This is a genomic window from Ktedonobacter robiniae, from assembly GCF_016587375.1.
Classification (GTDB): domain Bacteria; phylum Chloroflexota; class Ktedonobacteria; order Ktedonobacterales; family Ktedonobacteraceae; genus Ktedonobacter; species Ktedonobacter robiniae.
Window position 1 is genome coordinate 1 of the sequence record NZ_BNJG01000004.1, and the last position, 22,945, is coordinate 22,945.

15 protein-coding genes are annotated in these 22,945 nt (G+C 51.7%); 9 read left to right on the plus strand and 6 right to left on the minus strand.

Going from position 1 to position 22,945, the window contains the following annotated elements:
- The coding region (locus JMJ04_RS40995; RefSeq protein ID WP_201376180.1) for a helix-turn-helix domain-containing protein at window positions 1-481 on the minus strand (481 nt) is incomplete at its 3' end.
- Between the two features lie 341 nt (window positions 482-822).
- Between JMJ04_RS40995 and JMJ04_RS41000 the strand changes: the two genes are divergently transcribed.
- Complete coding sequence (locus tag JMJ04_RS41000) at window positions 823-1,215, plus strand: hypothetical protein (protein ID WP_201376181.1); 393 nt, start codon at window positions 823-825, stop codon at window positions 1,213-1,215.
- Window positions 1,216-1,354: 139 nt separating this feature from the next.
- Here the strand turns inward: JMJ04_RS41000 and JMJ04_RS41005 are convergent, their stop codons facing one another.
- The 4 genes from JMJ04_RS41005 to JMJ04_RS41020 all read right to left on the minus strand — a co-directional run bounded on the left by JMJ04_RS41005 (window position 1,355) and on the right by JMJ04_RS41020 (window position 7,678).
- Entirely contained in the window at window positions 1,355-2,302 is a 948-nt protein-coding gene (locus JMJ04_RS41005) for an FAD binding domain-containing protein (RefSeq protein ID WP_201376182.1), read from the minus strand.
- The gene (locus JMJ04_RS41010) at window positions 2,299-4,974 is read right to left on the minus strand and encodes a molybdopterin-dependent oxidoreductase (RefSeq protein WP_201376183.1); all 2,676 of its coding nucleotides are present in this window, start codon (window positions 4,972-4,974) and stop codon (window positions 2,299-2,301) included. The genes JMJ04_RS41005 and JMJ04_RS41010 overlap by 4 nt, the downstream gene beginning before the upstream one ends.
- A gap of 137 nt (window positions 4,975-5,111) precedes the next feature.
- A complete protein-coding gene (locus tag JMJ04_RS41015; RefSeq protein ID WP_201376184.1) occupies window positions 5,112-5,720 on the minus strand; it encodes a DUF6073 family protein in 609 nt (202 codons plus the stop codon).
- Window positions 5,721-6,124: 404 nt separating this feature from the next.
- Window positions 6,125-7,678, minus strand: a complete 1,554-nt coding sequence (locus JMJ04_RS41020; RefSeq protein WP_236039046.1) for a vanadium-dependent haloperoxidase — start codon at window positions 7,676-7,678, stop codon at window positions 6,125-6,127.
- Between the two features lie 396 nt (window positions 7,679-8,074).
- On the opposite strand from JMJ04_RS41020, the gene JMJ04_RS41025 reads away from it, so the two are divergent.
- From JMJ04_RS41025 to JMJ04_RS41055, 7 genes are all read left to right on the plus strand, one after another.
- Window positions 8,075-9,034, plus strand: coding sequence for a DUF1702 family protein (locus JMJ04_RS41025; RefSeq protein WP_201376185.1), 960 nt, complete (start codon window positions 8,075-8,077; stop codon window positions 9,032-9,034).
- Window positions 9,035-9,142: 108 nt separating this feature from the next.
- Window positions 9,143-14,932 (plus strand): type I polyketide synthase, encoded by a 5,790-nt coding sequence (locus tag JMJ04_RS41030; protein WP_201376186.1) that lies wholly within the window; start codon window positions 9,143-9,145, stop codon window positions 14,930-14,932.
- An 81-nt stretch (window positions 14,933-15,013) separates the two neighbouring features.
- Window positions 15,014-15,436, plus strand: coding sequence for an acyl-CoA thioesterase (locus JMJ04_RS41035; protein WP_201376187.1), 423 nt, complete (start codon window positions 15,014-15,016; stop codon window positions 15,434-15,436).
- 128 nt (window positions 15,437-15,564) lie between these two features.
- On the plus strand, window positions 15,565-17,358 hold the full coding sequence (locus tag JMJ04_RS41040) for a CRTAC1 family protein (RefSeq protein ID WP_201376188.1): 1,794 nt from the start codon (window positions 15,565-15,567) through the stop codon (window positions 17,356-17,358).
- Window positions 17,355-18,377 carry a tetratricopeptide repeat protein gene (locus JMJ04_RS41045; RefSeq protein ID WP_201376189.1) on the plus strand — a complete coding sequence of 341 codons (1,023 nt, stop codon included), beginning with the start codon at window positions 17,355-17,357 and terminating at the stop codon, window positions 18,375-18,377. Before JMJ04_RS41040 ends, JMJ04_RS41045 begins: the two co-directional genes overlap by 4 nt.
- Before the next feature lie 5 nt (window positions 18,378-18,382).
- Complete coding sequence (locus JMJ04_RS41050) at window positions 18,383-19,285, plus strand: RnfABCDGE type electron transport complex subunit D (RefSeq protein ID WP_201376190.1); 903 nt, start codon at window positions 18,383-18,385, stop codon at window positions 19,283-19,285.
- 158 nt (window positions 19,286-19,443) lie between these two features.
- Window positions 19,444-20,058: an NADPH-dependent FMN reductase gene (locus JMJ04_RS41055; RefSeq protein WP_201376191.1), complete on the plus strand. Its 615-nt coding sequence runs from the start codon at window positions 19,444-19,446 to the stop codon at window positions 20,056-20,058.
- A gap of 281 nt (window positions 20,059-20,339) precedes the next feature.
- On the opposite strand, the gene JMJ04_RS41060 is transcribed toward JMJ04_RS41055, so the two are convergent.
- Window positions 20,340-21,302, minus strand: a complete 963-nt coding sequence (locus tag JMJ04_RS41060) for a hypothetical protein (RefSeq protein ID WP_201376192.1) — start codon at window positions 21,300-21,302, stop codon at window positions 20,340-20,342.
- 457 nt (window positions 21,303-21,759) lie between these two features.
- Here JMJ04_RS41060 and JMJ04_RS41065 point away from each other — a divergent pair, with 457 nt between their 5' ends.
- The gene (locus tag JMJ04_RS41065; protein WP_201376193.1) at window positions 21,760-22,818 is read left to right on the plus strand and encodes an LLM class flavin-dependent oxidoreductase; all 1,059 of its coding nucleotides are present in this window, start codon (window positions 21,760-21,762) and stop codon (window positions 22,816-22,818) included.
- Window positions 22,819-22,945 lie beyond the last annotated feature (127 nt).

A 22,945-nucleotide genomic window follows, 5' to 3' on the forward strand; every position in this document is an offset into this window, starting at 1 on the left:
ATTGAGATTGTCTGTGGGCAACCATATCGTAAAACATCTGAGGAGGGAGGCTCATCATAGCATCTTGTGCGAATCGACGCAGATTAGTTGGTGTCAACCCAACGAATTGTGTAAAGCGTGTGGTAAATGTTCCTAAACTTGTATAGCCTACATCAAAACAAATATCAGTCACGCTTAAGTCCGTTGTGAGTAACAACCTCTTTGCCTGCTGGAGCCGTATCGCGGCAAGATACACACTTGGGGGGACACCTGTCATACTACGGAAGATGCGGTTGAAATGGAATTGACTCAGTTGAGCCGAATGAGCAATCTCTGGTAAAGTCAAAGGATCAGAAAAGCGCTGACGCATCATCAATATGGCCTGCTCTATCGCTTGATAGCGTAGCACTTCCGTGCTTGACTTGCGACATCCGCTCTCATATAGATACGATGGCGCTATAGTAACATCCTTGCTATGTAATCGCGAAACTGCTTCTTGCATGATTACAACCTCTTCAGTATGTAGCGTCTCTATCTATAGCCAGGTCATGGTAGCATTTGTTGCTAGAGAGATGAATGCTCCATGGCCTCTATACCTTTCGCGTCTCTCTCCGCGCTATTGCGTTGTTTAGATTATAATGCGCTCCCTCTAGCATAACTATGCAATGCACGCTTACTCATACATAGTGTAAAAGAAAAATATCTCTTTTTCTTCTTCTAGATTGCTAATTATATTTTAAAAGTGATAAAGCATGCCTACAAAAACTACTATTTAGTTGCGTGAAAAGTATATATTATGTTAGAATAAATGTATATCATTATAGATACAAGAGGGAACATGTCATGAAAGTTGTGTGGAGTATGCCAAGAGAAACTCACTCAGACCAGGAAAAAGACAAGCATACTTTTAACTATAGGCTGACCGAAGACGAGAGTACTGCGGAAATCAGGAAGCACCTGTCAGAACTCATCAATCATCAGGTACACAACCATATCCTTAATGAACAAGACGCCCTGCTTTTATCACTCCGCCTAGGACTTCACGACGGCAAATGCTATACGCTGGCTGAAATTAGTCTTACAACCAATACATCTCGCGAGTCCCTACGCCAACGCCAGCATCTTGCCTTACAAAGGAAGATTAAAGACCCGGCGTTCTTTCGCCTTTTGGAGCATTATTCTCAGCGTGTGAAATTGCCACGCGGAGTACATCATCACCTTCGTAAGTTGTACTGACTTGATGATAGCTGCTCTTGATGTAGTATTTAGGTGAAGCCAGAACAAAATCGCTCAGGAGAGTTGAGAGAGACCTATGCACGAGCAGATAGTATCTTCACTACACGAGACTTTCCATTTCTCCAAGCACAGATATCTCTCAACAACTCCGCTGTAAGGAATGAGCACATGTTTGTAGAAGCGCCTGCAGACAATTTTTCAACAGCACGAGCTTGTACTTACTGGAAGCAACCAGTTCAGTAGCAACGATAGGATCAGCAGCAAGATCTGCCGCCCGTGAAAACACCATTTGTTCTAGCGGTTGGCCGGTAAGAAAATCTTCCACCCAGGCGAGACGTACAGGGACGCTGGCGATTCCTCCCACAGCGATATGGGCGTGAGAGATGTATTGTTCCCCCTGAAGGCGTACCACCATCTCAATAAGCGGCCACGCGGCAAAGGTACGGTCAGAGACGCGCCTATATCCAGAAACTTCAGGCACGGGAGGCGGAAGCTCTACAGCGCAGAGTATATCAGAAGCAGGCAGGTAATGATCGCAAGAGGCACTTCTCCCATCGCCAAAGAGTTGTTCAATAGAAAGCCCAGGTGATTTGAGCGTCTGCACTACCGCATCATAGGCGAGAAACACCACACCCAGGGTCGAGGGATGCGGCGTAATACAAGGGCCGAGATCCCAGCAGACATCATAAACTTGCCCCTCCCGACGAGCTGAGCAATGATCGCCGCCTTTTTTGTAACATTCAAGGTCTTTTTCCCGATAATACCAACAGCGATTCCGTTGAAGAAGGTTCCCGCCGACCGTAGCGACCCTGCGGATCTGGGGCGTAGCAATATGTGCAATCGCCTCTGCCAGAGCAGCGTAGTTCTTTTGAATCCAGGGATGCTCCCCCAGATGCTCCAGGGTCACCATCGCACCAATACTCGGCTTAGAGAGATTGAGGTTCTCCAAGGCAACAATATTACGTAGATCGATAAGGGGTCCATGAGAAAGCCCTAGCCGACGACGATCATGTAACGCGGTCCCACCAGCACGAATTTCACCGCTCAACCGAGCAAGTTCGTCGACTGTCTCAGGAAAATAGATCATAATGTCTCCTCTGCATACAATGCATTAAGCACGCGATCTGGTCGCAGTGGAAGTTCTCGCGGGCGCCAGCCAGTCGCATGCGCTACCGCATTGCCAATCGAAGCAGCGACAGCAACCGTACTGATTTCGGCCAGCCCTACGGCTCCCCCACGTACATACTCAAAGCCCCCCTCATAAAAGAAGATGTCCATGACAGGCGTTTCCGCAATGCCAGGCAGGTGATACGCATCAAAGCTGGTGGTCATGACTCTCCCAGTCTGCCGATCTTGCTGTCGCTCCTCAAACAGAGCATAACCGATACCCTGGATAATACCGCCGTGCACCTGGCTACGCGCGAGTGCGGGCACAATAATCCGCCCGGCTGCAATGGCACTCCACACCCTTTGGACACGTATGGTTCCATACAGCATATTGACTTCGACTTCACAGACGCAGGCGCTCCACGTTGAACCGTGACCGATCTGCGTTCCCTTGATTGCAAATGGCATCGTATAGCGCTTCGCGTCGCGTTGGCGTTTTCCAGTGACAGAGAGTTTAGGGTAGCTAGCCGCCAGTTCTTGCCAGGTGAGCAATCCGCGCTCACTGCGTATTCCCAGGGGCCCAATGGCAAACGTGCGGGTCGCCTCGCGCTGTACCATGATTTCCTCCAATGTGGCACGCAACTGTTCTGCCGCGTGTTGGGATGCTGGCACCACAGATGCTGTCGTACGGCTTCCGCTCGCAGCAGGCCCCATAACATAGTGTGAGTTTCCCAGTTCTACATGAATATCTTGGGGATCACAGTCCAGAACACGGGCAACCTCCTGAGCAATAGTAGTGGCAGTACCATTTCCAATGTCCTGGCTGGCCGTCGATGCGACCACCCCCTCAGCAGTCACCTGTAAAGATACCTGGGTATTGGGCTGTACGAAGTACAACCAGTTTCCAACTGCCAATCCAATACCACGCCGGATCGATCCTGACTGTCGATCTAACGTGTGGCGTTGTTGCCAAGCAGGCAAGCTCTCGACCCAATCATAGAGGGCTGAGAGTTGCGGCACCGGTTGCCACCGCCTGCGTAACTGCACGGGATCGCATCCCACCCGCTGAGCTAGCTCATCCACAGCCTGCTCCAGAGCCCAGAAGAGCGGCGGACCACCAGGGGCACGAAATGGTTTACCTGGCGGGTTATGGGTCACAATATCATAATCAGCCAGATATTTGGGAATACCTGGGTAGATTGCTCGACCCAAATTCGCCACATAACTGCCAATACCAATACCCGTGTCTCCATACGTCTCGACAGATAGCGCCTTCATATCACCTTGCCCATCTGCAGATGCTTTGAGGTGCAGCGTCACCGCTGGGCGGTACCCGCCAGAGATAAATTCTTCCTGCCGCTCAAAAACGACACGCACAGGCCGTTGCGCCCGGCGACTCAATTCAATCGCAGCGACAGCCTCTGAGGTCAAACCTAATTTGGCCCCGAAAGCTCCTCCCACGGCATTGCAGATCACCTCTACCTGAGACAGCGGCAGGTGCCAGCGTTTCCCAATCTCTTGCGCGATACGTGCACAGGACTGTGTCGAAATATGGACTTTCACCCTCCGTTCATCCGGCCACAACGCGACGCAGGCATGAGGCTCGAGGGGGGCATGGCAAACAGCTTGTGTACGCCATGTTCCTTGTACTCTCGTCTCCCCATCTGCACACGCTTGCTGCACTATACGCCTGGCTGTCTGCTTTTGCTGGGACATCAGCGTCAAAGGGCCACGTATATTGCCTTGCCATCGCGCAGGGAAGAGAGGGTTCTCTCCAACATTCGGTGCGCCCAGACTGCCCTGGGGATACACACGCGGAGCAGAGGGCTTCTGGGCCTCCGAAACCTCAACTGTGGAGGAGAGCACTTGATATTCAATCTGAATCAGATCAAGAGCTTTGCGAGCTTGCAACATATTTTCGGCTGCCACAGCCAGCACTTCTTGACCAATGTAGCGTATTTTCTTCTGCCGATTGAGCAGTATGACAACGGCTCTGACACCTGGAAATGTGGCGGCTTGAGAGATATCGATGCGCTTGACCTTCGCATGGGCATAGGGAGAACGCAAAATGACCCCTTCGAGTTGACCATCATACTGTACGTCGACCGTATAACGCGTCTGCCCTGTGACTTTCGCGTAGGCATCTTGACGTGGTCCATAGGGTGGACTCGCTCCCTCAAAGCGTCCGGCGCACGCCTCTTGTAGAGCGCGAATCATGCCTTCGTACGCACCACAGCGACAGAGGTGACCACAGAGGGCGGCCTGGATCTCTTCTCGCGTTGGTTGCACATCAGTTGCTTTAGCACGCCACTGCTGATAGAAATATATGGCTTCAAGGATAACGCCAGGAGTACAGAACCCGCATTGTAAAGCATCATTGGCAAGAAAGGCTTTCTGCACAGGATGCAGTTTCGGCCCGATGCCCTCGATCGTGTGTACTTCCTGCCCAGCCATAGCATGAGCGGGAAGCAGACACCCTATGACCGGCTTCTGGTTGAGCCATATGGTACAAGCGCCACAGGCGCCAGCGTCGCAAGCCCGTTTTGCGCCTGTAAGCAATAACTTATTGCGTATAATATCTAGAGCCGTCTCTTCTGGTCTGATATCACCATCATTGATTTCATGCGCCACTCCGTTGACATGTATCTCCATGTATACGTCTCCTCTACGCTTCGCCCACTCAAGAGCAACAGGTGCCAGTATCGCTACACGCGCAGAAACGCCTCTACCCGCTACAGGATACTCCTGAGCGGATAGAGAAATCAGAGGTAGCAATGCAGCGAGCGCTATTATGACAGCCAGGCACCGATGTGCGTCTTCACTCGATGCAGAATAGCCACAGGCTCGCCATCAGGATCATCTTTGCGGTACAGAGGAACATCCACGCGCTCTTTGGTACCACCACCCTGGCCCACAGGTGGGACATGAGTAATGTTGTGTTCCAGCACGATAGCCTCTTTGTTGAATACCGTCATTCCCAGGTCGACAAGGTCGAACTGCATGTAACCGTACATCTGGCAGAGCTTCGGCGATTCAGGAGCGGTGTAGACGGTTCCCTTGCGCACCTGGCCACCGGAAAACTTGCCGAGGTCATAGTTAACACTGGCATGGACACGACCAAAGGTCGGGCTTACTCCATCGACACTCAGCTCGCGCATCGTGATGTCGATCGACGCTTCAGACCAATCCGCCGATGTAGGGTTGGCACGCTCGATAGCGTAATGCCCATGGAACTCGATGACTTCTTCGCCGCGGCCGATAACTTCAATCGTGTCCCAGGTGATAAAGCTGAGTCGATCGGTACCACCCTCAGGCATCGTGAACAACTGCAGTTCATCCAGACTCTTTGGACTTGGTACGAGGGTTTTGTTGGTAACCTGTGCCTTGTCAATTGCCATTGTTTTCCTCCTGTGTATAAAACACATACAACTGAAACACACTGTACTTATGCATGACCTATCACATAACATCCTGTAGTGGGGTCATACAGATGTACTTATGAAGCCGTGGCTTACGTAAGGAGTTACAGAGACATCCTCCTCCAAAGGACTCGGTAACGAGCGCATACATCCTAGAATCGTAGGCAAGGCAGAAATACTGCTCGGTTCCCAGCTATATTTCTCAGTTGCCGCCTGGCTCGTAGTCGTACATAACTCTTTCGTAACGCCTAATGTTACTGTAACCTATTTTTTGCACTTCCTCTTCTTATACTTTGCGTTAAATATGCTTTTTCCCCCATCTTCTCAGTAGCCTTTCACCGCCATTGTTATGATGCGACAAAAGAAGCTGGAGTGCTGCGTTCTCAGAGCGTGCCGTTTATGAAGGCCTCCGCCTTCTGCCAGACCTGTATTGCTACTTGCCTGCCGAGTGTCCGACCGTCATGATCTGCCTGATTGAAGTGAATACCACCATATTGGCGAGAAAGCCCAGCCTCATCTGCTGCCGCAGAGAAAGTAGGCCAGAAAAGGGTTACGCTAACTTTGGGGGCCAAACCAGGTTCAATGAGAGAACTTCCAGGAGCAGCCGTAAACGAGTCACCAAAACGATCGCTTGCGTGTATCTGCCGCAGGATGTAGGCACCAGCTGCACTAAACGTGCTATGGCCCGAGACATACTCGGGAAACGGCGGCGTCACGACAGACGACTCCTGATAGGGAAGAAAGTGTGCTCCATCTGGCATGGTTACCGTTCCCTTGCCTACCCCACCCCAACATACCAAAGGCTTGCCAGCGTATAGGTAGCGGACGGCACTAATCGGTCGCACATAATCGTAGGCGCGTTTTGCGTCCCAGCAGGCAATGCTCGCATCGAACAGGGCATTGGAGAGCGCGAAGAACATCTTGATGTCATCACCGATATCGTGCTTGTTCTTTCTTGAGATCGAATGCGCCGAGAGGAACTGACAAAAAAGCGCCCAGTGGCCAGGAGGTGTCTCGGAGTTCGGACCGTTAGCCCAGTAGTCAGCTATCGTTTTCATGGTATTATTCAACGTTGCACTATAGCGAACTATCGTTTCGGCCTGATGCCTGTACGCACTACTGGCGGAGTCCATCACCGGACCAGGTGGCCGGAACTGCTTACCCGATGATAGTGCGAAAGGGGCAATAGTTCCCCAATGGGGAGTTGTGAACTTCTGAACGATTCCATTCACACGCAACGGCTGCCAGTGCAGAGGACTGACAAGCGCATCAGGCGAATTGACCGGGATATAGTGGCTAGTATCGACATAGCCATTCAGCTGATTCGATCCATCCCGAGAACGGTACGAGAGAACCGCCCGAGCCGCAACATTCCCAATTCCACTAGGATTTGTCGGATCGGTACAGGTATTCCCAGGGTCATATCCTAACCCCCTCATCATGATATCGAAGACAGGGGTTTGTGAAGGAAAGAGGTCGACGAGCGCATGATAAGCAGCATAACTTACTGATAGCTCTATTGATTTCCAGTTCTTCCCTCCTTGCCGCTGTTTGCGAAGACCGTTTCTCTGTGTCGGAAGCGCCACACGGTCATACGCCGTCCATGCGTCATACATACAGGTATGGACGATAGCAAGCGCACGCGAAGCAACAGTGGGACCGGGATTGGTATCACGTATCGCTTGCAGTAAGGCCTTGTTCCATTGAATTACGATATTATCTGTTCCCGTGTTCCCACCACCGCCCTGTTTCGCCAGCGCAATACTCCGATCGTACCCCAGCCAGGCTCCAGATCCTACGGCGGCAACTGCTCCCCCAACACCTACCTTGAGCACAGTGCGTCTACTTATGCGCTCCTCCAATACAGGTGGGGGGCCGTCATCCACACTTATCCCGCTGTACGGTGCAAATTGGTCTTTGTGCTTCCTTGTCTCCATATTTTCTCCTTGCATATTGCAACCCAATTCCCATTAGCACACGCATATGCTTTCACTAACCTCCGTAAGAGGCTAATGATCACAAGTTTACACACTTCATCGACCTCAAAGCTTCTCACACTTTGCTGTTTTCTCCTATTCTCCCAACAGTTGAAACAGCAGGCGCTCACATCATCCGAGCAGGAGCAACACGTCACCTCGGCGAACTATACAGACAAGTAAGAAGCTTTCCTCCCCTTGGAGAAGAGAGGCGGAACGCTGCAACTCTACACAAAGAAACATATAGAAATACAAAGAAACGCCATATAGACAGATAAAGCAAATTATAAGAAGACATGCGAGCCGATAATATTTTATGCTTACTGTGTCATTGGTCGTCGAGGAAAGGAGATCTGAATGCCACGCATCTTCACTCATCTGCGAACCTCGCTTCTTGGAATAGATCCAATCGAAACAACATTTCAGAGGCGAGGGTTTTTCATGGGCCAAAAGCAAGGGAAAGAAAGGCTTGAGCAATGTGGTAAAGCCTTTGTTCATGGATACAATACCGTTTTACAAAACGACCAGCACACACAATTTGTCCCTCAACTCGAACAGGTCGATATGGCACTCAAAGGGTTTGCGTATGAAGGCGCAGCGATGGCGCTGGCAATGCTCGACTACTTTTCTCCCTGGAAGCAACGCCTCTTGACCTTTCTTGCAAAGGAGGGAGACGAACATGCCTATATGCTTCACGTCGGTTTAGGATGGACGTTTGCGCGCGTGCCACGTTCTAGGCAACGCGTTTTGTCGCGCATGGATTCCCTTTATCGCTGGCTGGCACTTGATGGCTATGGTTTTCATGAAGGATATTTCTCCTGGCGACGCATGTTCCAGCAACAGGTACAACACAAACATCTCGTGGGCTATGAAAAACGAAGCTTCGATCAAGGTCTTGGCAGAAGCCTCTGGTTTGTGCAAGGCACGGATGTTTCACGTATCATCGCTACCATTCAAGCCTTTCCCGTCTCACGACAGCCTGATCTCTGGAGCGGTATCGGACTAGCAAGTACCTATGCCGGAGGTGCAATTGCAACCGACCTCCACTTGTTATATCAAGCCGCAAACCAATATAGACCACAACTGGCCCAAGGGGCGGCTTTTGCCGCGAAGGCCAGACAGCGGGCAAACAACCTGCAGGAGGAAACTGAACAGGCCTGTCAGATTTTCTGTCACACATCTGCGCAGCAGGCAGCCAGTATAACAGACCAGGCGTTGGAAGGACTACCTCTTTCACAACAAGACCCAGATATGCCAGCATACGAAACCTGGCGAGAGCGTATTCAGACCAGTTTCGCGTTTTCTCTCTCCAGGTAACGTGCTCAGGCTATTTGAGCAATACACGCAGTAGATGTTCTCTTTAGAAGCACCAATTGCTACTATTCCCGTGTGAATATAGTCTCGAGATAGAAGTGAGGATCTACTATGGAATCAGCAATAGCCATTGTTGGCATGGCTTGTCATTATCCCGATGCAAAATCACCACAGGAGTTATGGGAAAATGCACTCTCGCAACGTAAAGCGTTTCGTCGCATCCCTCCTGATAAGTTTCGTCTAGAAGACTATTATCACCCGCAGCATTCAACGCCAGACAGCACCTACTCAACCCAGGGAGCCTTCCTCACGGGGTATGAATTTGACCGCGTCCGCTTCCGTATCTCAGGCACGGCGTATCGGTCAAGCGACATGGCGCACTGGCTGGCACTGGATATCGCAACACAAGCCTTAGAAGACGCGGGCTTTGCCCAGGGACACGACCTCCCAACAATATCAACGGGAGTACTGGTTGGTAATACACTTACAGGTGAGTTCTCCCGCGCCAATTCTTTACGGTTACGCTGGCCATATGTATCACGCGTGGTATCGGCGGAACTACAGAACGCTGGCTGGAGCGTTGAGGAGTGCCGGGCATTCCTTCAGCGACTTGAACAGGCCTATAAAGCTCCATTCGCGCCAGTTGGTGAGGAAACGCTAGCTGGTAGTCTCTCCAATACTATTGCGGGCCGTATCTGCAATTACTTTAATCTGCAAGGTGGTGGATATACGGTTGATGGGGCCTGCGCCTCCTCATTGCTGGCGGTTTCAAACGCCTGTACAGCGTTGGTCGCCCGCGATATTGATGTCGGTCTGGTAGGAGGAGTTGACATCAGTATTGATCCCTTCGAAATTATTGGTTTCGCCAAAGCGACGGCCCTTACAGAGAAGGATATGCGAGTCTTTGACGAACATTCTTCAGGTTTTCTGCCTGGTGAAGGGTGTGGCTTCGTGGTCCTGATGCGTTATGAGGACGCCATAGCCCAACAACGGCGCATCTATGCCCTCATCCGAGGATGGGGTATCTCATCCGATGGGAGCGGAGGAATTACCAGGCCTGAAACAGAAGGCCAACAGATTGCCCTTACCAGAGCATACCAGCGCGCAGGCTTCGGCATTGATACCGTCACATACTTCGAATGTCACGGGACAGGAACAAGCGTAGGAGATGCAACAGAATTGCAAACGCTCACCGCCGCGCGCAAGCAGGCTGGCAGTTCATCCCAGCGAGCCGTAATTGGTTCTGTCAAGGCCAATATCGGGCACACCAAGGCGGCAGCGGGCGTAGCGGGACTTATCAAGACGGCCACAGCCCTCGCGATGCAAGTCATCCCCCCCACAAGCGGGACCATCAATCCGCATCGTGAAATCACACGCAAGGATGCTGAACTTGCAATCGCACAACGAGGTATGCTCTGGCCCCACGAAGCGCATCTTCGCGCAGGCGTCAGCGCGATGGGGTTTGGTGGTATTAATGCCCACCTGGTCCTTGAAAGTGCCAGCCCCACTCGTCGTACGGCGCTCACAGCCCGCGAGCAACAATTACTTTCCTCGGCGCAGGATGTGGAATTGCTGCTACTCTCGGGACAAGATGCACCAGACCTCCTGTCACAGATAGAGCAATTGCAAACCATAGTCGAGCATATCTCGCTGGCTGAATTGGGTGACCTCGCCTCTTCTCTTGCCTCGCGTGTACACAAGAACAGCCTACGCGCTGGACTAGTGTGCAAAAATGCAGAGGAACTTGGCTCGCAGTTGCACCGGTTGAAAGAACTGATAGCACAAGGTCAGACTCAATACCTAGATAGTCAGGCGGGACTTTTCATTGGCACAGGCGAGCGTGCCCCGAGGATTGGCTTTCTCTTCCCAGGACAGGGGTCGCCAACCTATCTGTCCGGCGGCGCTTTCCGGCGGCGCTTTTCCTCTGCTGAGTATTTCTACCAACAAGCGCGTCTCTCCCCTGAGCAGAACGAAAAAAACACAAGAGTTGCTCAACCAGCTATTATCACGCATATCCTGGCTGGCTTGCACCTCCTTGAGGAACTCAACATTTCTGCGGACATCGGCATCGGTCACAGCCTGGGAGAACTAGCAGCTCTTTATTGGGCTAGAGTATACGACGCGCCCACGGTAGTCCGCATTGCGACGATGCGAGGTCAGGCCATGGCCGAGTTGACCCGTCAGACGGGTTCAATGGTCAGCATAGCAGGAACACAAGAGCAGGTACAAACCCTGATCGGTGACGAACCAGTAGCCCTCGCGGGCATCAACGCTCCACACCAGACGGTCATTTCAGGAGAAGTGTTTGCAGTAAACAGGGTCGCCGCGCGAGCGCGGGCACAAGGCTTCAAGTGTACACGCTTACCGGTCTCTCACGCCTTTCACTCTCCACTGGTACAGGAAGCCGCCCAGGCATTGCGCGCCTACCTTGCATCAGAACAGTTTGCGCCACCGCAACGCAACATATTCTCGACGGTAACCGGGAATCTGCTGACCGAAACTAACGACCTCAAAGACCTCTTGTATCAACAAATCACTCAGCCTGTCCACTTTCTGAAGGCAGTCTTACAAGCACAAGAACAGGTTGATCTTTTCGTCGAGGTGGGCCCAGGCAACATTTTGAGCGGCCTCACGGGCGATATCTCCAGCGTTCCGACACTATCCATGGATATAGGAAGTTCATCGTTAAGGAGCGTACTCTCCGTTATCGCCGCAGCATACGCCCTTGGGGCACCTGTGCGGCCAGACGTGCTCTTCAAGGAACGCTTTAACAGACCATTTGATTCCTCCAAGCGACCACAATTTCTCGTCAATCCCTGCGAACAGGAGCCACTCACAGGTATCAGCTTGGGACCGCAGCCAGAGATGAGCAGGGAGGGAAATGAGCGCCCGGCTGATACGCAACTTGACACCACATCCGCACTAAGCATCGTCCAGCAGTTGATCGCTGCGCGAGCTGAGCTTCCTAACGCGTCTATACAGCGCGAAAACCGCCTGCTCAGCGATCTGCACTTAAACTCGATTACCGTTGGACAGATTATCGCTGATGCCTGCCGCCAGATGGGATTAGCCCCATCCATTGCGCCCACAGACTATGCCGATGCAACCGTTCAGGAGGTAGCCCAGGCGTTAGAAGAACTACAAAGGACGGGAAGCCTTGCGCCTAAAGAAGGCGAACAAGAGGTAGCTGGCCTTTATCCCTGGGTATATCCATTTGAAATCAGCGATATTGAGGCCCCTCTACCAACGGGCCACCGGCAGGAAGGGAAAGGCGACTGGCAACTCTTTACGCCGCCTGGCTATCCCTATACACTGGAACTACAGGAAGCCTTTACCAGGGTAGCAGGTCAAGGAACTGTCGTCTGTTTGCCAGAAGAAAAAGAAGAAGAATGCCTCTCTCTCTTACTACAAGCAATACACGCTACTCTCCACGGTAGCAACAGCACGCATTTTGTACTGATCCAGCACGGCAAGGGCGCAGGCAGCGTCGCACGTACTCTCCATCTAGAGCGCCCAGGGATAACGGTGTGCGTCTTAAATATTCCCGCGAACCATCCCCAGACTGCTCAATGGGCAGCACAAGAAACAGCTCATGCGCGAGGATATGTGGAAGTGAAGTACAACAGGACAGGGAACCGCAGCATACCAGTGCTTCGCAAACTGATGGTTCCCCAGGGACAGCGACAAGACCCTCTTTCTCTCTCCCCGCACGATGTCCTCCTGGTCTCTGGAGGCGGCAAGGGTATTGCCGCCGAATGCGCCTTTGCGCTAGCTCAAGAGACAGGCATCCAGTTGGCACTCATGGGACGCTCGCATCCCGAACAGGATAGCGCATTGGCGGACAATCTTCGGCGCATGAGAGATGCGGGCATTCGGTATCGCTATCAAGCAGTAGACGTCTGTGACGCGAGCTCTGTTCAGAAAGCAGTTCAGCAATTTGAGATACAACTGGGTCGAATCACAGGGATATTGCACGGAGCTGGAGCAAATACGCCAGCACTCTTGAGCGTACTTGATGAGGCAGCCTTCAAACAGACTCTGGCCCCCAAGATAGCCGGACTTCAAAATATCCTGAAAGCAGTAACAACAACACAACTACGCCTTGTTGTTACCTTTGGTTCAGTGATTGCTCGAACCGGGATGCGCGGAGAAGCCGACTACGCACTGGCAAATGAATGGTTGGGTCAGCTGACCGAAGCATTCCAACAAGCCCATCCTGCCTGCCACTGTCTCTGCATTGAATGGTCCGTATGGTCTGGGGTAGGTATGGGTGAAAGACTGGGGCGAGTCGACGCATTGAAACGCGAAGGCATTACTCCCATCACACCTGACAAAGGTATCCAACTGTTCCGCCAGCTCCTCGACTATCGAGGCCAAAGTTCCCGTATCGTTGTCAGTGGACGCTTCGGAAACGCGCCAACACTCTCTATGGAAAAGCCATCCCTCCCCTTCCTACGCTTCCTTGAAGAGATAAAAATGTACTATCCAGGTATAGAGCTTATCGCGCAGGCCGAGCTTTCCACAAGCACCGATTTGTATCTCGATGACCATCAAGTCCAGGGTGAACGCCTTCTGCCAGCCGTAGTCGGTTTGGAAGCCATGGCACAGGCCGCGCAGGCAGTCACAGGAGAAACATGCTTACCCATCTTTGAGCACATACAATTCATCAAACCCCTGGTCATTCCAGCAAAAAGCTCCTCCACCTTACGCATCATTGCCCTGGTACATGCTTCTGGCAAAGTAGAGCTTGCCATACGAAGCAAGGAGACGGCATTCCAGCTCGACCACTTTAAAGCCTGGTGCACGTTTTCGGAAAACCCGGAGGTGGCGCTCTCGCCACTCTCCCAACTGGAACAGGTACGTCAGACCGATCAGGTCGCGATACCGCTTGATCCACATAAAGACCTTTATGGAAGTATCCTCTTCCATCGTGGACGCTTCACGCGCTTAAAAGGCTATCGCCACCTGTGTGCCACTGAGTGTATTGCGGATATTCATGCCGAGCCAATAGGAGAGTGGTTTGCTCGCTATCTCCCAACACAACTGGTGTTAGGCGATGCCGCCCTACATGACACCGTTATTCACGCCATACAAGCCTGTATCCCACAAGCAACGCTACTCCCAACCGCCATAGAGGCGCTGCGTCTTCGCTCACTGGACGCATCCAGGACTCACACCTACCAAACCATTGCCAGGGAGCGCTCTCGTCAGGAAACCCACTTCATCTATGACATCGAAGTACAGGATGAAACAGGGGAGATCTATGAACAATGGATCGGGCTACACCTACAGCAGGTACAAGCGACTGTCTCACCGGAGCAGTGGGCAGTCACACTCTTTGGGCCCTATCTCGAGCGGCGCGTCGGCGAACTGATACCAGGAGTAAGCATCCGAGTCACGCTCCAAGATGATACATCGCTTCAAGAGAGCGAACGTAGTCGGCAGGCACTCTTCAGCATCATCGGAGCGTCTGCTCGCGCTCTGCACAAACGCCCTGACGGCAAGCTATTACTAGCCGATCAAGTTGTCTCTACCGCACACGCTGGCAACTTTACGCTCGCGGTGTCGGGATCCGTCCCACTTAGCTGTGATCTCGTGCGAAAAGAGGAAAAGACGGCAGAATGCTGGCAGGACCTGTTAGGGATGGAACGCTATCATCTAGCACTGCTACTCGCGAAAGAGGGGCACGACGATCTGAACACGGCGGCGACACATGTCTGGGCTGCAGGCGAATGTCTGAAGAAGATAGGGGCATTGCCCGATGCCCCTCTGGTGCTCACCACCTGCCATGAAGACGGATGGCAACAGCTGGCAAGCGGTCCCTTTCTCATTGTCACCTATGCCACCAGGCCTGGTGGCGAGCAACAACCCATAATCTTTGCTTTCGGCATCGAAAGGTGATGAAACTGGAACAGGCCGTCTGCACCTCCCGCTTTAATACGCTGAAAGCACCATGAAGGAATAGAGGGATAGAACAACATCATGCGAACCTATGAGTACCATCACGTGATCGGTTTCGAGGAAACCAACCTCGTCGGCAATGTGTACTATGTGAATCATTTGCGCTGGCAAGGGCGCTGCCGCGAAATGTTTCTGCACGATCTGGCACCCGATGTCCTTCAGGCCCTTGAGAACGGCCTGGCACTGGTAACGATACGTTGTTCCTGCGAATACCTCTCTGAATTGTTTGCCTTCGACCATATTATCGTCCGCATGAGCCTCGGCGCTTTAACGCAGAGCCGTATCACACTCCAGTTTGAATACTGGCGCGTGAAAGGGCAGCAAGAAACGCTGGCAGCGCGCGGCGAACAGCAGGTAGCCTGTATGCAGCGAGAAGGAGAACAGATGAGAGCGGTGCCCGTTCCCCCATCATTGCGCGAAGCCCTGCGCCAGTATGAAGCCTAGTGCGAGAGAGGCCCGGCATCATAAGGTGCCGGGTCGGCATGCACCATAGGCAATACCAGCCATCTTACAAAACAAAACTACCATGCCCATACATAGGTAATATCAGCATTATCAGGAAAGGTAGGACGATGGAACAGAAACCACTCACACGACGTCAAATACTAACGCGCACTGCACAGGCAGGCATCGGCGTTGGCACGCTGGGTGCCCTCTGGATCGCCAATAAAACGGGTTGGCCAGGGCAAATTCTCAGTGCCCAGGCAGAGCACCAAAAGACGAACCCCTCTTTTCACTTGCAAGAAATATCTCAAAAAGCTGGTATGGGGGTCACACACCAGAAGGTAGTATTGGATCACAAGCTAGACAATATTATGCCCTGGATGGCCTCAGTAGGCGCGGCGGTAGCGGCCGCAGATTATAACAACGATGGCCTGATCGATATCTTCGTTTCCTCATCTGGACGCAACACCCCTTGCCACCTCTTCCGCAACAATGGCGACGGCACCTTTACTGACGTTGCAAAGCAGGCGGGTGTCGCGCATCTTAATGACCAGGGCGGCGTCATGGATGCGGTATGGGGAGACTTTGATAATGACGGTTGGGCTGATCTCTACATCGTGCGCTGGAGTGCCCCCAACCTCCTCTTCCACAACAATGGTGACGGCACCTTTACCAATGTGACAACCCAATCAGGAACCGGTGATCCTGGGAATGGCAATGCCGCCATCTGGTTTGACTACAACAATGATGGCTTGTTAGATCTCTATGTGGGGAATTACTTTCCCTATGTTGATCTCTGGAACCTGAACACGACCCGCATTATGCACAATGACTTTGAGCAAGCCCGCAACGGGGGAGCCAATGTCCTCTATCACAACAATGGTGACGGCACCTTTACCAATGTCGCCAGAGAGCTTGGCGTTGATGATACCGGCTGGACATTAGACGTCGGAGCATGCGACCTCTTCAATACTGGACAAATGGATCTCTACCTTGCGAATGATTTTGGGCAGGATATCATTTTCAAAAACAACGGCAATGGAACCTTCACCAATGTCACCAAAAAAGCGCTTCCAGTTGATACACGCAAAGGTATGAGTGTTGATTTCGCAGATCTGGATGGGGATGGCTACCCCGATATCTATGTCGCTAATATTTCAAAGGAAGGCTACCTCGTCGAGGGAAACTTCCTCTGGAAGAACAATCGCGATGGCACCTTTACCGACGTCGCCCCGCCTCTTGGCGTAGACCATGCTGGCTGGAGTTGGGGAGCCAAGTTCGTCGACCTGGATAACGATGGGGAAATGGAGATTGTGGTCTTAAATGGCTTCGTCTCAGCGGGCAAGGGCGATTACTGGTACTATCTGGGAACAATGGCCACGACTCCCGGCATTCTGGTTGAAGATGCCAGAAACTGGCCGCCCATCGGTGATCGTAGCATTTCTGGCTATGAGCGTTCGCGCCTCTATGCCAAACAAGGCAATGGGTACCAGGATATCGCGGAAGAGGCTGGTTTAACCGATCTGTATGACGGCCGAGGCCTCTGCATCGCCGATTTTGACAATGATGGCTTGCCAGAGCTCTTTATCGCCAGCCAGGGCGCCCCCTTCCAGCTCTATAAGAATTCTCCTCAGATGCGCAATCATTGGATAGGCTTCCAGCTCCGCGGGACGGGACGTTCGAATCGTGATGCCATCGGGGCACGCGTGACCATTACCGCCAATCAGCAGCGCCATGTGAAATGGGTCGATCCGGGGAGTGGATTTGCGTCTCAATCAGACCGACGCATCATTTTCGGTCTCGGTCAACGAGCAACCGTGGAAAGCGTAGAGATTCGCTGGCCTGATGGCCACATTGAACATATGCACAACCCTCCTATCAACCGTTACCACATTGTAAAAGAAGGAGACCTCAACGCATGAGCGCCTATGCATCATCCACCACGGAGAAAAACGCGGTACAGAAACCACAGAGAGCAACCTTCTGGCACACCAAAAAGTTTCGTTTGCTAGTGGCAGCCATTCTCCTCGTACTCGTCCTACTGGGTGGAGGAATGTACTGGTTACTGACCCCACGCATCAAACCACTCGCGCTCCCCCACGTTCCTGCCCATCTCACATGGGCAGACATAGGACTCGAACACTGGCAGGATTACCAGCAACCGCTACCAGAGCATCCCCTAGATAACACAGCCTTGCCAGCCAAACCGCAGGTAAACAAGAACCTGGCTCTTCTCCAAGATGCCGCAGGACAAGCCCTGATACAACAGGGGCAGAATAATCTCGGCGTCGAATATATGAAGGCGGCGGTGCTAGCAGTCCCCGATAACCTGCGCTATGCCAACGATTTACGATTGGCATGGCGGGACCATCAGCAATACAAGGAGGAAGAGGCGTTTTTTTCAGCACTTAATCAGAAGTACCCAACAATAAACACACAGATTGCGCTTGCGCTCTCCTACGTCGATGAGATGCGCTCATGCCCAAACCCGCCAGATGGACTCGTGTGCCAGGCTCAATTTTCCTCTCGCTCAATCAGTGAACTCAGCGAGATCCTCACCAATCATCCCTACAACATCGTTGCCCGTTATGCACGTGGGCTCAATCATCTCTACTGGCCTACCCTCATGGGACACCTTTCACAGTCTCAAGAAGATTTACAATTTTCCGTCGTCCTGACACAGATACAAGGTGCAATTGGTCCTTCCTTTCTTCCCCAGGCGTACACCGCACTAGGAGATGTTTTCGCGAAAGGCGGAAAAGTCGATGTTGCTCAAAACGTATGGGAGAACGGTCTCAAAGTTGCTCCCAGCAGCACAATGTTACAACAGCGACTCGCCATTGCAAAAGAAAGCCTTGTTTCAGAGGAAGAAAATCATCTGCGTGGTTTAGGAGTGTATGTCGATACTGATGTCGCCATTTTCTGGCAGAAAGGACGCTAAAGACAATGGAATGGTCAGTGTATGGTACGAAAATAATCGCGCCAAAGATCAGTGATCCTCGCCTGTTTATGATCTTGGTGCTCATCACCTACACGATTATCGGCCATGTTATCCTCGCCTTTGACCGAAATATAGGCCAAATACTCGCTTCGGTACTGGTAGCGTGTGTCTTAGATGTAGGGCAAAACTACCTCAAAACACGCTCTATTATTCTCCCCGTCAGCGGCGTCATTACAGGTATGGGACTGGGGATTCTTATCTCTTCTACCATGTTATGGCCTTTCATCGTCGCCCCAATACTCGCTATTGCCTCCAAAGGCTTGATTCAGGTCAAAGGGCATCACATCTTCAACCCTTCAAATTTTGGCCTGACAGCCTTACTCATCTTAGCTCCCACCACAGTGAGCACCCTTGCCTCCCAGTGGAGTGGCTCACTGGTCGTCTTCATTGTGGTACTGGCCCTGGGCAGTTTTACCTCATTTCGGGCTGCGCGCTGGGATCTCTCCCTTACGTTTCTTCTCGGCTTCTGCGTCATGGGCCTCCTCGATCTACTCATCAGGCAAAGCAGTTTCGCTATTGTCTACGGGCCCCTCCTGGGATCAGCATTTCAACTTTTCGTTTTGAGCATGATTACCGACCCTAAGACGACACCGGCCACACGACGTATGCGCATTGTCTTTGGGCTTACATTGGCAGTCCTTGATCGAATCCTGCGCTTAATGGACAATCAAAACTCTGTTTTTATCGCGCTCTTGATTGTTGCAGCTTGTGTACCACTGTGCCAAACGCTTGAGTATTTCATCAAGCAGAGTTGGACCAGCAGGGTAGCAGTACCAGAGGTAGAGGTAGTGCCAACACAAGAGAGAGGATTGAACACAGCTCTTACGCAAAAACAGGAAGCAAATTAGCAAGGCATTGCGAAGGTCTTATTCCGAAACCCAACTCACTGACGTGATTAGCGCTTCGCGCTCAGGGTGTTCGGAGAAGAAATAAGAGAATAAGAAAGGCAAACACACCTTTTCCTTAAAAAAATGACTGCACCCTCTCTTTCAGAAAGGCAGATCTCATGGCAGAAACCCCACTGCGCATCCTACTACTGGCAGGGAGCGCACAAAACCCATCGCGAATACGGGCATGCCTGGATGTCCTGGCTGACATGTGCCAACACATGAACGTCCTGACGTATCTATGGGATCTCTATGAAGATCCCCTGCCACTCTTCACGATCCGACCTGGTACTGGTTTTTCTCAAGAAGAGGTACAGGTTTTTCATCGCCTCGAGCAACAAGCACAACAAGCAGATGCCTTTATATTGGGTACGCCAGTTTACCATAACTCGTTTTCGGGAATACTAAAAAACGCGCTGGACAGCCTGTCTATTTGCCACTTTCAGGACAAGCCAGTTGCCCTGGTGAGTAGCGGCAATAACGATCGCACGAGCAGTCAGCCATGTGATCAATTACGGGCAGTGGTGCGAGGGCTTCACGCGGTTTCCATTCCCACTGACCTTGTTACTATCTCTTCTGATTTCCAGCGATTGCATGACACCTATCGACTGGTAAATGAGGATATTGGCAACCGTTGTCTTCGTATGATAGAGCAATTGATAGCCTACGCACATCTTATGCGCATGTACGCGACCTTACAGTTGCAACCGATCAAACACGAAATCATCGCCTAACACACTCCCATGTACAAGCGGCCTCTGCTGGATCAGTCGCGCTTGCACATGGGAGTTCCAAGTATCGTGAACTATAAGGGGTACGCTCGCTGGCATCTCTGAGCACCCAATTGATGCATGCGCCTACTCAATGACAGCTCGGGGTTGTGCGATCAGATTAGCGTTTTGGGGAGCCAGGGCCAATTGGCCCTGGCTCCCCAAAACATCTGTCGCTGTATGATAGATCAGCTCCAAGAGAGGCGAGTTCGCTTCACCTGGTATTGATACAGATTGCCTTCCCGCTATAGATGAGGAAACCAGCCAATACCGAACGCAGAGGGCACACGTACTCCCCAGTAGAAAATGAGAAAGGTGCCAGCACCAAACATAGAAATGGCTGTCAGCATTCTGGCACGCCAGGGGTTTGCCTGTAACCATTGTGTTACACGCCCACCCGTACCACGAGTAAGCAACACAAATATCACAGCCATAACAGCAATGTTGCCCAGCCCCTGAAGCGCGACGAGAGCAGCAGATAAGGCGAGATTCCCCGTTCCAGCCGAATAGCTGAAAAGCTTATGGAACAGCGGGAAAGGGCGACCAACCGTGAAGAACCCGATAATAATACCGAGTCCCAACGGTGTGAGCCAGGCATGCCGCTGCGCCAGACGGCTCAACGCGTTCGGTCTCAGACGCAATGAATTGGCACCCCAGATCACCAACACGACGCCCAGACCCACAAAAGCAATCGTGGACTGAAGCAAGCGAAGAGGATAATCTCCCATCGGCAAATGTACGACAGCTGTCGACAAGCTGGGCATCTGTCCCCCCATGATGGCCCCCAAACCACCATAAATGGCGGTCACAGCTACAACGCCTGCGCACATATACAGGAGTAAGGACCCAATACCGATACGCTTCTGCCCCTCCTCTTTTGCTAACGGTGCAAGACAACTAAAAACGGCACAATTACAGGCTGTAAAGGTGGTACCCAGGCCAGCCGCAATGGCAAAGACAATACCAAACAACGTATCATTAAGCGTCACTGTCTTCGCAGTTGATCCCACAATAGTATTGGCAATGTTCTCGCCAATCACATCATCCGCCACCGCAGGTACCCATATCATCGCCAATACAAGTCCCACGATAACCGCAAAACCCACAATGATCCATACAGGCAAAGAGCGAGTCTCAGAAGCAGTTTCCAACGGCAGAGCGTCCTCAGGCCATACCATATCGTTCTCTCGAGAGATGTGACGAGACATAGCACCTTCTTTCTTGCAAGGCGTACTTGCTTCTCCACTAAATACACAAATCCATACACAGAAAGACAAAAAAGCTTCTTAAATGCAAATCACCCCTCTTTCTTCCTTTCTAGGCATCATCATCTCCCATTAATTCTAATGCGCTATACCCCTTTTTGCTTCTTCTACTTTGCTTCTTCTCCTCTCATCTCAGCTCAGGAGAAAAAACATATACATCTTCAAGGAGAGAGTGCATTGTGAAAAGGCATATCGTTTGCCATGTGCTACTTCGTTGATACCGCTGCTCAGAGAACTATGCCCCCACCCATTTCCACTCTCATCTGCTCAAAGCACCGTAAATAAGCAAATGAGAAGAAGCCATAAAAAAAGAAATATTTTACATTTCAAAGCAAGTAGTAGAAGTACATGAGCATACTTCGCTTTTGTCCAACATGTTTTGCTGTAAAAGGTGATCTATATGAAATTCGGCCTCAATTTTATCCCAACCTTTCAATCCAGTAAGGTCTCTGCTGAGGACTATTTTGCCCAGGCGCTTCGTCTCTGTGAGCGAGCAGACACATTGGGCTATAGCTCAGCCAAGACGGTCGAGCATTACTTTCACGATTACGGCGGTCACTCGCCCAATCCAAGCGTTCTTTTGGCGGCCATCGCAGCACGTACGACCAAACTACGCTTAGCGACGGGGGCCGTCATCCCGGCCTTCAACAATCCCATTAAACTTGCGGGTGAACTGGCTATGCTGGACAATATTAGTCATGGCCGATTAGACGTGGGTTTTGGACGGGCCTTCATCCCCGAAGAATTCCAGGCGTTCAATGTCCCAATGGACGAGAGTCGAGCACGCTTTGAAGAAGGTATTGCCCTCATCCGTCAACTATGGACACAAGAAGAGGTTTCTTTCACAGGCAACTACCACCATTTAGACCATATCCACTCAAGCCCCAAGCCAGTACAACAACCCCATCCGCCAATGTGGATTGCCTCTATCAGTTCACTCGAAGGGGTGCGCTGGGCGGCACAGCAGGGATACTATCTGATGATCGTTTCTTCAGTTGGTGGTTTAGAACGCACCAGCCAACTTGCACACACCTACCGCACAGCCTGGAAAGAGGCTGAGCATCTCCCTGGCACGGAACAAATACAAGTCGTTGTGCAGTGCTACCTTGCAGAGTCACATGAACAGGCGCTCGAAGGCTTCAAGCAAGCCCGCTCGGTATGTATGGACGTATTCGCCCAGGCTCTTCGTAGCTGGCAGGGGCAAACCTCAAGCGCGTATCTCGGGTATGAAAGGCTGCTAGGTGCGTTTTCGAAGCAGACATGGCAGACATCAATAGAAGAAGGCACAGCATTGGTTGGCACCCCAGAAGAAGTGCTAGAGCAAGTGTACACATTGCAGCGGTGGTATGGAGATGTGGAACTATCGCTAGAAATCCTGTTTGGGAACATGCCAGATATGGAATCTATGCGCACGCTCGAACTCTTCGCACAAGGTGTAATGCCCCATTTTCAGTCTTGAAAACAAGGCCAATTCATAGGCACTTCCATGCTGAGGGAACAGCAAAACGCCTGCTGCATCCAGTCAGGGCTGTTACAATGGCTCCTTGTTGGCGCGCAGTAGGCGCGAACGTACGAGAAGGCTTTCA